At 38.4% G+C, this 14,303-nt stretch carries 9 protein-coding genes; 5 read left to right on the top strand and 4 right to left on the bottom strand.

The window, feature by feature from the left end; genetic code table 11:
* Positions 1-176: 176 nt before the first annotated feature.
* The gene (locus tag ACR5KR_RS17735; RefSeq protein WP_445631219.1) at positions 177-2,429 is read right to left on the bottom strand and encodes a glycoside hydrolase family 65 protein; all 2,253 of its coding nucleotides are present in this window, start codon (positions 2,427-2,429) and stop codon (positions 177-179) included.
* 649 nt (positions 2,430-3,078) lie between these two features.
* Between ACR5KR_RS17735 and ACR5KR_RS17730 the strand changes: the two genes are divergently transcribed.
* Positions 3,079-5,724, top strand: a complete 2,646-nt coding sequence (locus ACR5KR_RS17730) for an ATP-binding protein (RefSeq protein ID WP_448267378.1) — start codon at positions 3,079-3,081, stop codon at positions 5,722-5,724.
* Here the strand turns inward: ACR5KR_RS17730 and ACR5KR_RS17725 are convergent.
* The 3 genes from ACR5KR_RS17725 to ACR5KR_RS17715 all read right to left on the bottom strand — a co-directional run bounded on the left by ACR5KR_RS17725 (position 5,721) and on the right by ACR5KR_RS17715 (position 7,841).
* Entirely contained in the window at positions 5,721-6,425 is a 705-nt protein-coding gene (locus tag ACR5KR_RS17725; protein WP_448267377.1) for a helix-hairpin-helix domain-containing protein, read from the bottom strand. The two genes, ACR5KR_RS17730 and ACR5KR_RS17725, sit on opposite strands and share 4 nt — an antisense overlap.
* A 21-nt stretch (positions 6,426-6,446) precedes the next feature.
* The gene (locus ACR5KR_RS17720) at positions 6,447-6,788 is read right to left on the bottom strand and encodes an NINE protein (RefSeq protein WP_448267376.1); all 342 of its coding nucleotides are present in this window, start codon (positions 6,786-6,788) and stop codon (positions 6,447-6,449) included.
* A 657-nt stretch (positions 6,789-7,445) separates the two neighbouring features.
* A complete protein-coding gene (locus tag ACR5KR_RS17715; RefSeq protein ID WP_445631223.1) occupies positions 7,446-7,841 on the bottom strand; it encodes a hypothetical protein in 396 nt (131 codons plus the stop codon).
* Between the two features lie 558 nt (positions 7,842-8,399).
* On the opposite strand from ACR5KR_RS17715, the gene ACR5KR_RS17710 reads away from it, so the two are divergent.
* From ACR5KR_RS17710 to ACR5KR_RS17695, 4 genes are all read left to right on the top strand, one after another.
* A complete protein-coding gene (locus ACR5KR_RS17710) occupies positions 8,400-8,753 on the top strand; it encodes a hypothetical protein (RefSeq protein ID WP_322692622.1) in 354 nt (117 codons plus the stop codon).
* A 704-nt stretch (positions 8,754-9,457) separates the two neighbouring features.
* Positions 9,458-10,918 (top strand): TM0106 family RecB-like putative nuclease, encoded by a 1,461-nt coding sequence (locus ACR5KR_RS17705; protein WP_445631225.1) that lies wholly within the window; start codon positions 9,458-9,460, stop codon positions 10,916-10,918.
* Between the two features lie 209 nt (positions 10,919-11,127).
* Positions 11,128-12,312, top strand: a complete 1,185-nt coding sequence (locus ACR5KR_RS17700; RefSeq protein WP_448267375.1) for an esterase-like activity of phytase family protein — start codon at positions 11,128-11,130, stop codon at positions 12,310-12,312.
* Between the two features lie 325 nt (positions 12,313-12,637).
* Positions 12,638-14,260, top strand: coding sequence for a serine/threonine protein kinase (locus ACR5KR_RS17695; protein WP_448267374.1), 1,623 nt, complete (start codon positions 12,638-12,640; stop codon positions 14,258-14,260).
* The last annotated feature ends 43 nt before the right edge of the window (positions 14,261-14,303 follow it).

The raw sequence follows: 14,303 nt of genomic DNA, 5'->3' as shown, positions 1-14,303 counted from the left end.
CGTTCCCCCTTTCCCTTTACCTCGTCAATAATTAACTTTACAACAGCAGTATTTATTGCCCTCATCCCCCAACCCTTCTCCCAATTTAGGAGAAGGGGAGCTAATTTCAAAGTTTCTCTTCCAAGGTTGGGAGAGGGATTTAGGGTGAAAGCTCATTGATTCACGCAAGAAGTCTATTAGATAAATTTCGAGCGTGTATCTGCCAAGGCGGGAACTTTGACTTCTGTTTCGGCTTGTAAGTCAAAGTCATACCACTCGTTACGCCATTGCAGACGAAACTTCAAACGCGTCCAGTTGGGTGGTAGATTGGGACAGGCAACGGGGCCAAATTGAGTCATGCGAATGCCGCCAAACCCGAAAACTACTGCTTGCCATACTCCTCCAGCACTGGCGGCGTGAATTCCTTCGGCGGCGTTCAGCCTCACATCCTCTAAGTCTACCAAGGCCGATCGCAGAAAGTGTGTATAAGCTTCAGTTGGTTGATTGAGGTCGCAAGCTAAGATAGCGTTAATGGCTGGGCCTAGTGAAGAACCATAACTGTGGTCGGTGCGTTGGGTGTAATAGTTCCAGTTGGTGGCGAGAGTTTGATAGTCATAACGTTCGCGCAGTAAATACAAGAGCATCAAAACATCTGGCTGCTTGAGAATCTGCTTTTGGTTTGTAGCTTCAACTCCCAACAAACTTTGCAGAGATTTGCTGCGCGGTTCGTAATCAGCGAGGTTAACGTCTTCTAGCTGGAAAAAGCCTTCAAATTGCTCAATTAAACCTGTTTGAGCATCTTCATTGACAAATAGACGCTCTTGGATTTCCGCCCAATGGTGCAGACGCTCTGTAGTTAAGTTGAGTTTTTGCACTAGTTGGGCTGAGGTTTCAGGATAAGCTTGTTTGAGCCAATCCCACAGCGCTAAAGCTGACTGCAAATGCCACTGTACCATCAGATTGGTGAAGGCATTATTATCGACGCGATCGTGATATTCATCCGGGCCAATTACATCTAAAATGTCATAGCTGTGGCGCTCTTGGTTCCACTGCACTCGACTTTCCCAGAAAACAGCCGTATCAAGAATAATTTCTGCGCCATAATCGCGCATCCAGTCATCATCGTTGGTAGTCTGCCAGTAGTGCAAAATTGCATAAGCAATATCTGCGGTGATATGCACTTCAATGTCACCGCACCAGATACGCATTAATTCACCATTGGGAGCCGGAACCCAACGCGGAGTGACTTCATCGCCAGTAGTAGCACTTTCCCAAGCATACATCGCTCCTTGATAACCAGCTTCTTGAGCTTTGCGTCTGGCTCCTGGTAGGGTGTGGTAGCGGTAAGTGAGCAAGTTACGCGCTAGAGCTGGTTGAGTTAAGGTGAGGAAAGGTACGATGAATATTTCTGTATCCCAAAAGATATGTCCGCTATAGGCAAAACCAGAAAGAGTTTTGGCAGGAATGCTTACTCGGCTGTCGTGACGCGGTGTTACAGCTAGTAATTGAAAGAGATTGTAACGGACGCTCAATTGAGCCAAGCGATCGCCTTCTATTATAATGTCACTGTCTTGCCACACTTGCTCCCATGCAGTAATGTGAGCTGCCAATAGGGTAGTATATCTCGGTTCCTCAGCGAGTCTTTGTAAGGCGGTGGCAATGGGGATTTCTGTTTCTCGTGAAGTAAACAGGGTGACAATTTTTTCTACTGTCACCGTTTTTCCGGGATATAACTCTAAGGTAGTTGTCAAAGTGGGAGAAGTAGAAGCGTTTTCGACGTTCACGAGTGCAGTCTCGTCACCATCTACCACTAACTTAGCTGCCATCCCAAGTTGAATATTTGAGTAAAGAGTTGTACTGTTTAACCAGATAATTCGATCTATGCCACCTTGGTTTAAGGTTCGCCAATGTTTGACGCCTTGGGTATGGGGTTCGCTGTCAAATCCAGCTTCAACGGTAATTTCACCCTCAAAATCTACCGATGTAATTTGAGCGCGAATCGCCAAAACGTGCTGGTCTGCTAAACTAATGAAACGCTCGAAGTGAAAATCTAAGGTATGACCATTAGGACTACGCCACCGCACATCGCGGCTAACTAAACCTAAGCGTAAATCGAGCCGACGTTCGTAGTTGAGAATCTCACCACTGTCCATACTAAAGCGATCGCCTGCTACTTTCACCACCAATGGCAGCCAGTTGGGACAGTTTACCAATTCGGTATGAGTAATTGTCACATCATCATAAACACCGTGGATGAGTACGCCTGGAAAATCTTGGGGATATCCTTCCTCAAATGTACCCCGCACTCCTAACAACCCATTACCAAGAGTGAAAACAGTTTCTTTGTGATGTAACTGCGTCGGGTTAAACTCCGTTTCAATAACGTTCCAGTCAGTATTGTCAATTAATTGCTGATTTTGCTGAGAATTGGAAGTGGACACGTTGAGCATGAGTGATAAAACCTATGTCTTGGGGGTTGCTGTGGGCAGGATGAAGTAAAATTAGGAAGCGAATCTTTAAATGATTAGACTTCTTGCAGAAGTGGGGAAAAGGGTAAGGGGTAAAGGGGAAAGCGGCTCATAAAAACCCTTTTCCCAATAAAGATGAGTCCCTTTCCCCCCTCTTGCAAAAGTTACTTTTGCAAGAGGTTTATTAACTCTTTTTCTTTAGCGCTTAGACTAGAAGATAATCTGAACGCTAAAAAACACGCTTCTGATAACAGTAGCGTTTCAAATTTCATCTGTCTACAGTTAGATTTCTTTAAAACTGCCAGTTATAACTCATAAATCTCAACTAGCTACGAATTGATTCGGCTTTTCATCAATTTGTTTCATATTTACAATTAACGCAAGACGCGATGAATCCTGAAGGCAAGACGCGATGAACCGCCGTCTCTACAATAATCAGTCTTTGTGATGAACGTTAGTCATATTTTGGCTGGTAAAATCTACAGGTGCAGTTAAGTAACGTTTTGTTGTTTTAACAGAAGTGGTATATTGGCACTTGACCTGACCGAGTACAAACTATGCATAAGCCCACAGGAGAGCAAACTCGAAGTGTTGTACTCAGTAATATAGGACAGGAAGGGGGAGTGGGCAGATGAACAAAAATACTGGACAAGGTAGTGTTTTTTCCCTGTTTAAAGGCGTACCTCTAAGTCGCATCTTGGTAGCGTTGTTTGTGCTGCAAATCTTGCTAGCTGTGGGATTGACTGCATACTTATCAATCGGAAACGGGCAAAAGGCAGTCAATGAGGTAGTTAACGAATTACGTCATGAAGTTGGCAATCGAGTCGAGCAGAATTTACAAACTTACTTAGCAACTGGGCGTCAGGTACTACGCAGTAATCAAAATGCGATCGATATGGGGTTGCTGAAGATAGAAAATCTGGCAAACTGGGAGTCATACTTAATAGAGCAGTTAAAGATTTTTCCAGATGCGTTGGCAATAACTGCAAGCAATGAGCAAGAATATTTAGCGGTGGAGAAGTTCAACGATCGCCAATTTTTACTCAGAAAAGCCGATAAGTCAACTGGGTACGACCTCTACACTTACATAATTGACTCTCAAGGTCAACGTACTCAATTACCAGAGGTAATCAAAAACTATGATGCGCGATCGCGTCCTGATTATCAAACAGCAGTTACCGCCAAAAAATTCAGCTTTAGTCAGATTTTTACACCCCGCACTGAACCAACACTCTTAATTAGTGCTTCTCTTCCCATTTATAATTCTCAAGGCGAACTACTCGGAGTCAACAGCACTCTCACTCACTTATCACAAATTGGGGATTTGCTGCAAAATATCAAAGTTGGCAAATCTGGGCAAATTTTTATTATCGAGCGATCGGGGCTATTAGTTGCAAGTTCTACAGCCGAAGAACCATTCCGCTTCCAAAATGGTAAACCCATTAGATTAACAGCTTCCCAAAGCAGCAATTCTTTGACTCAAGCAATCGCTAAATACTTAGCGACTAAATTTAGTAACTTTGATCGAATTCAAGGTTTACAGCAACTAGATTTTTCCTGGGACGGCAAACGGCAATTTTTAGAAGTTAGACCTTTCGAGAGCGAACCAAATGTCAATTGGTTGATAATAGTAGCTGTCCCAGAAGCAGACTTTATGGGACAAATTAATCGCAACATTCAAACTACAATTTTTCTTGGTTTAGGAGCGTTGGTGCTAGCTATTATCTTGGGAATTCTCACCGCTCGGTGGATTACTCAACCAATTTTGCACTTCAGCAAGGCGACAAAAGATTTAACTGATTTTACCAATAGCGAAAACTCAGTGGTGAAAGTACAAGGAATTCAAGAACTAGAGGTACTGGGTGGATCTTTAAATGAGGTAGCGCAGGATTTACGCAAAACCTTTACTGCACTGATGAGTAAAAATGAGGATTTAGAACTGCAAGTTAAACAGCGAACTCAAGAATTACAGCACGAGGTTGAAGAACGCATTAACAGCGAGCGAAAACAGGAACAGCATCATCAAGTACTTACAGAATTAACAAATCACAAAGCGATTTTTGAAGGAAATTTAGAAACAGCATTCAAAGCGATCGCTCAAAAAGCAGCCAATGCCTTAGAAGTAGAACGAGTCAGTGTGTGGTTATTCAATAGCGAGCGCACTAAGCTACAATGCATAAGTCTTTATGAACGTAGCAATCACAAATATTCGGCAGGTTTAGAACGCAACCTTACAGATTATTTCATCTACTTTAAAGCCCTATTAGCTTCTGGTACTATTGCCGTCTCTGACACTCGTACCGATCCACGGGTACAAGAATTATCGGATAAATTGCTCGAACCAAATAATATCGTATCCCTAATTGATACCAGTCTTTGGGTTGGGGGCAAAATGGTAGGAACAGTATTGTACGAGCAAGTCGATCTTCCCCGGAAATGGGAACTGAGCGAGCAAAACTTCGTTAGAGCAATCGCGGAAATTGTCGCTCTAACTTTAGAAGTAGGCGATCGCAAACGCGCAGAATCGGCTCTACGTGAGGCTAAAGAAATCGCCGAAGTCGCAAATCGTGCTAGAAGCACCTTTTTAAGAAACATTAACCACGATCTGAGGACTCCTTTAAACTCAATTATGGGAATCACAGAGGCACTCAAAGAGCAAGTGTACGGCCCTGTAAATGAAGAACAGCGCCAGTCTTTAAATATGCTCGAATCTAGCAGTAAGAACTTACTAGAATTAATTAACCAAATCCTTGAGTTTACCGATACAGAATCCAGCAAGATCGAACTGCAACTAGCTACTACTTCGATTCAGGAAATATGTGACTTCTGCTTGAGTTTTGTCAAACATTTAGCCTTCCAGAAAAATATCCGGCTGACGGCACAAATACCTGAAGAACTCGAACCCATCCAAGTTGATGAACGCCGCATTCGCCAAGTATTTATCAACTTATTAACCAACGCGATTAAGTTTACTAAAGAAGGAGGCGAAGTCTGGATTGAGGTCCAGCCAAGTTCCACCAATGAATATATCTTTATCAGCGTGGTAGATACTGGTATTGGGATGCTTTCCGATGACCTTTTTAAATTATTTCAACCTTTTGTCCAAGTTGAAACTGTTCCCGATCGTAGTTCTTCAGGCACAGGTTTAGGATTAGTTATGGTGCAAAAAATTGTCGAGTTGCATGGTGGAACTGTCCACGCCGAAAGTCAGTTAGGCAAAGGTAGTCGATTTACTGTGAAGCTTCCTTGGAAAAAGGCCAAGGAGTGGGGAGTCTAAGCGATGTGACGATAAGTATTAAACGGTAATCCAGTGCGCTGCTTGACATCAATCAACGATTTATACTCACCTCTTTGCTGCCTTTCGACAACAATTTGCTCTGCGATCGCTCTATCTAATCCACAGGTAATCAATTCATCAGTTGAATATGTGTTTAATCGTTTCCAAGAACAATCAGCTTCTTTTTTGTAGTTGTAGCTAAAAGTAATCAGTGGTGTAATTCGATCTACTTGCTTTTCGGGAATTCCGGCTATTTCGATTAACTCTTCTACATGAGTAAAAACATATCCCTCATTCATCAATGATTCGATGTTATTTGCATAAACTATCGGTAGTCCTAAGTAGTTAACTAGTTCATGTTTTGAGCATTCATTAATATCTACTTTTTCACGAGTATTCGCAACTAATTTTGCTAACTCTTGTTCTTCGGGAATTGGTAAATTCTTTGGATAAGTTTTGATTAAATAAAATTTCTTGAGATAAAACGCAACGCCAATCTGAGCTATCCAGAGCGCAAATGCTAAACTATTAGCTGATAAAGCTAAAGCTAATATAGAGATGCTAATCCCTAGAACAACCCAAGTTTTAGTCTTGGATTTATAACCTGCATAGACAATCGCAAATCCCCCTAATGTTGGAATTAATGATAACCACACCCAAGCAGGAGTTTGTTGAAACCAAGATTTAGATTGTGACATCATAAATCGACTAATAGTTTTAATTTACAAAGATTTCAGAAGCTTTTGGCGTTTTTCTTCATACTCTTCTGCGGTAATTATCCCAGAATCAAAAAGATTTTTTAAATCAGCTAGCGCACTGGTTGCATCTTTTGCAGAGACGGCTCCACCTGAGCTTGCGATAACTTGATTATATTTTGTGTTAAATTCGGTATCTGACATCAAAACTAAGACGAAGAATTCAACAAAGGCTATTAAAGATGGTATACAAGTCCAAAAAAACAATAAGTACAAAATACCTGCTACATTTTCTCCTAAATAAAATTTGTGGATTCCCAACCACCCGCCAAAAAAGCAAAGTATAATTGCTGTAGATTTAGTCTTCATAACATTTACTTCCTGAATTAACTCTAATAAATATCTATTGGTATATAATCCAACTAAAGTTTTTGAGATTTTTTGATTATTTCTGTGCTTTGTTAGTGAATTTTGCCGTCAAAAAATAAATAACGATTATACCTAGCTGAGATTCCATTAAGACTAAATATCCTTTAACTATGTAGTTTAAATCTAGGTTGGAATTGAAATAAAAAATCAAAGAACCAATTGCTAAATATGGAATTAAACGCAACTGATGAAGTTTAAGTTTTAGTCTTTCGTTATTCAAATCGCTCATCAGTAGATAAAGTTATATTGAACAACAGTTGCTTATCAACAATTAAGCAGTTATTACAAATTTGCTTGGTTTAACAGATATTGACTGCTATTTAAAGCTAATCTTAGTTAATTTCTATCTGTTAAACCTCACGAATTTTACCGAGTTTGCTTATAGTTACATCAATAGACTTACGTAAAGTTTCTGATGACTAAAGTAAAATGCACAGCATAAAAATCACTGAAGTTTTGTTTTGCTTTCTTTGCTTTTTGAGACAACAAAACAATGCAACATTCAAGCATGACAGATCGGAAGTTCTTGTTCATGCTAAAATCTTGCTAAAAACAAGCTTTGTTTCAGTAGCAGCAGACTTTAATCTCAGGGCGCTTTTATACAGCCGTAGCATCCTTAATAACTGCTTCCTCTGAAGCCGATTTCAAGCGGGTTGCTCTACTTTTACGGATGCGATCGCTTTTGCGAACACCACCCGCCATCTGATATTCATGGCTATCTTTGCCGTACTTAAAAGCAACTCCCAGGAGCATTTTTTCACTCAGATCGCTCAAAGTTTTTTCCAACTCTTTCATCTCACTTTTATAAGAGTCAATCACAGCCAGAGTCGTATTATAAGCATCTATTTTACTGCGGTACTGTTGAATAACTTGTGCGACATTTTGCAAGTTACGAGTATCCCCAAAATCCATAGTGGGATCGATTGCTTTGAGTCCAGCGATTCTCAATTCAGCTTTTTCTAGAACGCGATATGTACGCTTTTGACGAGGCATAATGATGTTCTTTTGATGGTGTTCTAGAGCTAGCTTGCCTTACTAAAGCCTAATTTTGGTTGAGTATAATCCACAGTATTTGGTGTTTATTACAACAATCTACTCAGCAATGTTAACTAAAGCTATGATGTTTGTAACAAAAATCGTAGTCAGAGTAACTAAATTTGTAAAATTGTAACGAAAATCGTAGTGATGGTAACTAAACTCGTTATTTTAGTAACAAATTTGTCAGATTGTAACAAAAATTGTAGTGGTTGGTAATTAAACACAGCTTCAGCCAAGCGATCGCTCTTGTGCCACTGTTAAACATCCTTAATCTCATCCTGGCATATCTCAACGAACTTAACTGCGATCGCTCATAAACTTAACCAGATAATCCAACTTATCAAGAGATATCAAAGCGATAACTTATTAATCCCTAAAATAGCAAAAATCATTGACACGCTAAGTATATACGCAATAAAATTATTTTAGTAGAACCTAACAATAGAGTTAATCAAAATATTTTTCCCAGAGAATAATAGACGAGCAATATTAAAAATAATTTGGATCGAGCAAATGAACGCCAAAATTATTGCTTTCTTGGGGATTACGGCAGCCTTTGTAAGCTTAGGAAGCCAAGTCTACGCTCAATCACCAGCATCAAACTCAAATCCCGGACAATATCGATTAAGTGGTGATTCTCTACTTGGAATCGATCGGAAAACAGCCCAAGATGACTTTAGAAGTTTTTTTGAGCAAACTAATCCAGCAAGCCTTTCCAACAATAATAGAAGAGAAAATAAAACTCCAGCCCAAATTCGCTTTAACGAATCATTATCACAGCCAGACACCTCAGTTTTCTTAACACCGGCTCAGTCAGGCAGTGACAATGATGGATTGCAAGTACAGTTAGATATCGGGAGAAAATAAGCAGGGATAAAAGCTGACGGTGTAGTTTTAATTAATTATGCGTTGGCCAAAATCCTTGCTAATAGTCTGTTAAGTTTAAATTAGTAAGGTCAACAAGTTCGTAGTAAGCACTAAAGTGCTTACTACGAACTTTTCATTACTAGGTTAGACATTGTACTAAGCACAACTTAAAAATTATTTCCAGATTATTTTCACTCTTACTATTTTTACTTAAATCAAAAGAGTTTTATTAGAAAATATCGTTCAGACAATCGCAATTTTAACCGCTCTTACAGCCTCCTCTAGCAGAATAAAGTTTTGCACCTGACTCAATCCGCCTTCCTGAGTCGATAATTATGCAATCGTTTTGCAGTAAAATTAATCGTCAAGATAAGAGGAGAGCTTTGCGATGACTCGTGTCATCATGGTGTGACACGTTTACAGATGAGATCCGGCTCATGTTGTTTTGTCATGTAACCTTGTAATAATGGACAAATTGTGATTTTTACTCTCTTTTAGTTGTAATTTGGCACAAAAGCAAACGCTCTAGCTGTTGACAGTATAAAATAAACGGCAAATTAAGCGTGGACGCGTTGGCGTAGCGCACCCTATCCCTACAGGGAAGCAAGCTACGCAAAGCGTCTTGCAGAGAATGTATCGCCACTTCCAGATTTTAATTGTCACAGTTACTCCCAGATTCTGCTAATTATTGTTAACTTAAAAGGATGATAATTAATGCTGAACTCCTACTGCAATATCAACGCTGTAAACGCCGACCTTTTCTAGATATCCACGGTGACACAAGTCAGCGCGATGCTCCCAATGAGTTGCTACAGAAACTGCAACAGGATAAAATCGCTCATCAGTTGAGTGCTTTAGCACAGATGACTTATTATCAACCAGATTATGCTTATGGAAACTGGGAAAAGGGAGAGAAAGCAACTTTAGAATTGATGCAGCGTGGGGTTGAGTACATCTATAAAGGAGTACTGTTAGCAAATTATTCGCAAGCACACACCCTGCTAAGTCGTCCAGATTTACTTGTGAAACAGCCGGGACAATCAAATTTTGGAGATTGGATCTACGTCCCAGCTAGTATTGAACTGGGTAAGCGCCCTAAGCAAGAATATCAAGTTGTTGCTGCATTTCATGCCCAAGTATTGGCAACAGTGCAGGGAGTTGCACCTGAAACAGCTTTGCTCATATTGCGAACCAAAAATACAAATTATGCAGTGGATCTGTGCAAATGGACAATACGGATGCAGCAGATTTTGGAAGAGTTTATTCAAGTATTAAAGTTACCGAATCCGCCAGAGGTATTTATTTCTCGCCAAAAGTGCAATTTTTGCCATTGGTATAGTGAATGTTATGCGATCGCTCAATCTGAAAAACATCTCTCACTGCTACCAGGTGTAACACCGCTGCGCTATACTCAACTCCAAGCCTTAGACATTACCACACTGGAGTCTCTTGCTAACACCAGTCCCAGCAGCTTAGAAAAGCTACTTGGTTTTGACACCGAAGTAGCGCCCAAATTGGTAGTACAAGCTCAATCTGCACTAGAAAAACGGCCGTTGATTCTACCATATCCGCTACCAACAGAAGATATTACATTTACAGCGCCCATAGAGCTTTATTTTGATATTGAAGCCCAGCCAGACTTAGATTTAGATTATCTTTTAGGGGTTTTGGTTGTTAATAGACAAACTAATACAGAACAATTTTATTCTTTTTTAGCAGATAAACCAGAAGACGAAGAATTAGTTTGGCAGCAATTTTTGGATTTGGTTTGGCAATATCCCGAAGCGCCAATTTATCATTTTTGTGTCTACGAGTTTGATACAGTCAAACGGTTGGCAAAACTTTACGGCACTCCACATTCCTTAGTGCGTCCTGTACTGAATCGATTTGTGGATGTGTATGAGCAATTAACCCAAAGTGTAGCATTGCCCGTAGAAAGCTATGCCTTGAAAGCGATCGCTCGTTGGTTAGGATTTGAGTGGCGCGATAAAGAAGCCAGTGGTGCCAAGTGTATTTACTGGTACGATCGATGGTTAGAAACAGGCGATCGCACTTTACTAGAAATTATCCAACGCTACAACGAAGATGACTGCCGCGCCACCCATAAAGTAAAAAATTGGCTTGTCAACTTTTTCCAAGATGAATATGACTTACGATTAGCTTAAGTAATTTATTATTTTTTAAAGGTTTTCAAATTAAAAAATACGTTTTGAAAAGTCTCAGTAAAAAAACATCTGCTCAGACTTGTCACCAATTTAAAAAAAATGATTAGCGGGATTTTCAGGCTTGTATCTATTAAATTATTTATTTAATTGATATTATTTGAAGGGATGTATAAGTGTTTGTTCCTAAAAATATTTATTTGATAAAAATTATGCAGATATTTAAAAAAATCTTCGTATTTCCACGAATTATTTACTTGTTGATTGCAATTATAATTATTAGCTTTGTATTCACAAATTTTCCTTCAAATAGTGTTGAAATTAGTAGTATAAATTTTATTGGAGAAGCAACCTTAGAAAAAGGTTTAATATTTAAAGAAACTGAAATAGGAGGTTTATCTGGAATTACATATAATGCCAAAAACAACCTGTATTATGCTATTTCAGATGACCGGGGACAAAAAGCTGCCGCTCGTTTCTACACGTTAAAAATCGATTTGAGCAAAGGTTTACTAGAAAAAGATGGAATTATTCCAGTCAGCGTTACTACATTATTAAATGAAAATGGTCAAAGATTTCGCCCTGGTGAAACTGATACAGAAGGTATTGCATTAACTAATAAAGCGACTGTGTTTGTTTCTTCTGAAGGCGATGCTGCAAAATTAATTAATCCTTTTATTAAAGAGTTCTCACTATCTTCTGGTAGAGAAATTGCAACACTCCCTATACCAAACAAATTTTTACCAGATAAAACTAATCAAAAAGGTATCCGCAACAATTTAGCTTTTGAAAGCCTCACCATCACACCCGATAATAAGCATCTATTCACAGCCACCGAAAATGCTCTAATTCAAGATGGTGTCGCAGCGAAACCTAATATTGGTAGTCCTTGCAGAATTTTACAATACAACTTGCTCAACAACCAGTCAGAAAAGGAATTTCTTTACCAAACTGAACCAGTTGCACCATTTTTGAATCTGATTGGCAAATTCGCTAGTGGATTACCCGATTTACTCGCTCTCGATAATCAAGGACACTTCTTAAGTTTAGAAAGGTCTTTTACAGGTTTAGGATTTGCTATTTCCTTATTTCAGGTTTCTTTAGAAGAAGCCGATGATATTCATAATATTGATAGCCTTTTAGCCGTTGACTCCAAAAATATTAAACCAGTTAAGAAAAAACTGTTGTTAGATTTGAGAAAACTAGATGTACTGCTAGACAACATCGAAGGCTTAACTCTTGGCCCAAAACTACCAAATGGTCAACAATCATTAATTCTCATCAGTGATAATAATTTTAACTCCCTACAACGCACCCAGATACTAGCCTTTAAACTTAAAGTTGAAAATCCCTTAATTAGATTATTACGCCGGGTACTCCCAAATTTTAAGCTTTAATTGCACAGAGATAAAGGTGCTTAGGCGCAGCCCGTCATAAACATTGCAACTTAACTGCTATTTAGTTATTTCTGATTATTCCTGTGTATTTACTGAATATACTAAGTAATTTTATCTAGCTTATTTATAGTTTACGTGTAATTTCTCAACCGTACTCCTTAATAAATATGTTACACAATGTTTAGTAGCTTTTGCAGAAGGCTTAAGCATATTTACAGCATATAATTAATTTTCTCAAAATTCGGACATCTCTTAGATTTAAATTTAATAATTAGCTAGACTTATTAAAGTATTTTGCCAATAACATTTTTTATAAATGATTTTTATGCCAGAAAATAAAATTGAGAGTATGGTAGGGCAAAAGGCAGAATTAGACGATTACATCGGACATTTTTTAAACAATCGCTATTTAATCAGAGATTTGATTGGCAAAGGGGGGATGGGTAGAGTTTATCTAGCAGAGGATACTGCTAAAGACGGTATGCCGATCGCAATCAAAATCTTATCACTTAGTTTGTCAAACCAACAAATGTCCCAACGTTTTGCCAGAGAGATTTTTATTGGCGCTCAATTGGGTCGCAAAAGTAAACATATTGTTCGCATTTTAAGTTATGGAGTTACTGAGGATAAAACTCCATTTTATGTAATGGAATACCTCCAAGGAAAAAATCTTAAACAAATTCTGAAAATTCAGCCCTTAACAATATCGAAGTTTCTAGAAATTTGCAATCAAATTTGTTTAGGCTTACAATGTGCCCACCAAGGTATTAGTCTTAAAGGAGAGATTTACCCTATTGTTCACAGAGATATTAAACCAGAAAATATATTTATTGCTGAAGATAGTAAAAAAGGTGAAATTGTTAAAATTCTAGATTTTGGTATTGCTAAGTTTTTAACAGAGCGAAGTGGAATGACCCTAACAGATTCTTTTATTGGCAGTTTGCCTTACTGTTCTCCGGAACACATGGAAGGGCGTAAACTGCTAGATATCCGCTCTGATATTTATAGTTTGGGAGTATTAATGTTTGAGATGCTGACAGGTAAACACCCATTTCAAACAAAAAGTAACTCCTTTGGTACTTGGTATCAAGCCCATCGCTTTCAAATGCCACCTACAGTTGAAGAAGTAAATCCGCAAGTTAAAATACCAGAAATATTAGAAAAAATATTAATGACTTGTTTAGCTAAAGAAGTAAGCGATCGCCCTCAGAATATTAACCAAATATTAGAAGATTTAGAAAAAGTTAGTCTTCAAGTTAATAATGTTATTTTTAGTAATAGTACAGACATTATTAAAGTTTCGCTCCCAGTTCAATTAGTACCCGCAACTTTACTATCAGAAAAAGAGTGCTTGCAAAAAAATTGGCCTAAAAATAAACCAATTGCACCAATTGGTTTTCCCCATTTATTACAGACTTCTCAAAGACCTATACCAACTTTTTGGGCAATGTTGCCCAAACAAGAGATTGCAAAATTTTTGGATAAAATACATAGCACTGAATTTATTAGTAAAATGAATGTATATCCGATGCTAATGTGGTTAACAGTGTTATATGACGCCCAACCTTCTACGACTAAGTGGCTACCTTATTATCTGGATTTAAAAGATAACAAGAGTCAAAATATAGCACGTAGTTTAGCAGAAGTAGGCTACTATCATTTACTATTTTTCCCCTTAGAAGAGCCAACTCATTGCTCTCATGTAACGACTTTAAATCTCACGGCTAAACAGCGTCAGCAACTTTTAGATTGGTTAGATATGAGTCAACAGTCAAATGAATTGATTTTGCCTGGTCAAGCCAAAAATATTCTAAAAGCAGAGTACGAAAAGCTGAAGTTAGACATATTACGAAACTTAGCCACACATCAAAAATCTGAGACAGAAGTTTTAAAAACTTGGATAAATAAATTTTTGGAAATGTTTTTAAAAATGCTATTACGTCGTTGAAATTCTGCTAGTAAAATCAAAATGCTTGCCACCATTAACTAAG

Source organism: Nostoc sp. DSM 114159 (genome assembly GCF_053470285.1).
The sequence above is the reverse complement of the archived record's forward strand: the minus strand, read 5'-3'. Positions and strand labels throughout refer to the sequence as shown.

Excerpts from the sequence above, each read along its gene's own strand:
- ACR5KR_RS17735 (WP_445631219.1), bottom strand. The coding sequence starts at position 2,429 with ATGCTCAACGTGTCCACTTCCAATTCTCAGCAAAATCAGCAATTAATT.
- ACR5KR_RS17730 (WP_448267378.1), top strand. The coding sequence starts at position 3,079 with ATGAACAAAAATACTGGACAAGGTAGTGTTTTTTCCCTGTTTAAAGGC.
- ACR5KR_RS17725 (WP_448267377.1), bottom strand. The coding sequence starts at position 6,425 with ATGATGTCACAATCTAAATCTTGGTTTCAACAAACTCCTGCTTGGGTG.
- ACR5KR_RS17720 (WP_448267376.1), bottom strand. The coding sequence starts at position 6,788 with ATGAAGACTAAATCTACAGCAATTATACTTTGCTTTTTTGGCGGGTGG.
- ACR5KR_RS17715 (WP_445631223.1), bottom strand. The coding sequence starts at position 7,841 with ATGCCTCGTCAAAAGCGTACATATCGCGTTCTAGAAAAAGCTGAATTG.
- ACR5KR_RS17710 (WP_322692622.1), top strand. The coding sequence starts at position 8,400 with ATGAACGCCAAAATTATTGCTTTCTTGGGGATTACGGCAGCCTTTGTA.
- ACR5KR_RS17705 (WP_445631225.1), top strand. The coding sequence starts at position 9,458 with ATGATAATTAATGCTGAACTCCTACTGCAATATCAACGCTGTAAACGC.
- ACR5KR_RS17700 (WP_448267375.1), top strand. The coding sequence starts at position 11,128 with ATGCAGATATTTAAAAAAATCTTCGTATTTCCACGAATTATTTACTTG.
- ACR5KR_RS17695 (WP_448267374.1), top strand. The coding sequence starts at position 12,638 with ATGCCAGAAAATAAAATTGAGAGTATGGTAGGGCAAAAGGCAGAATTA.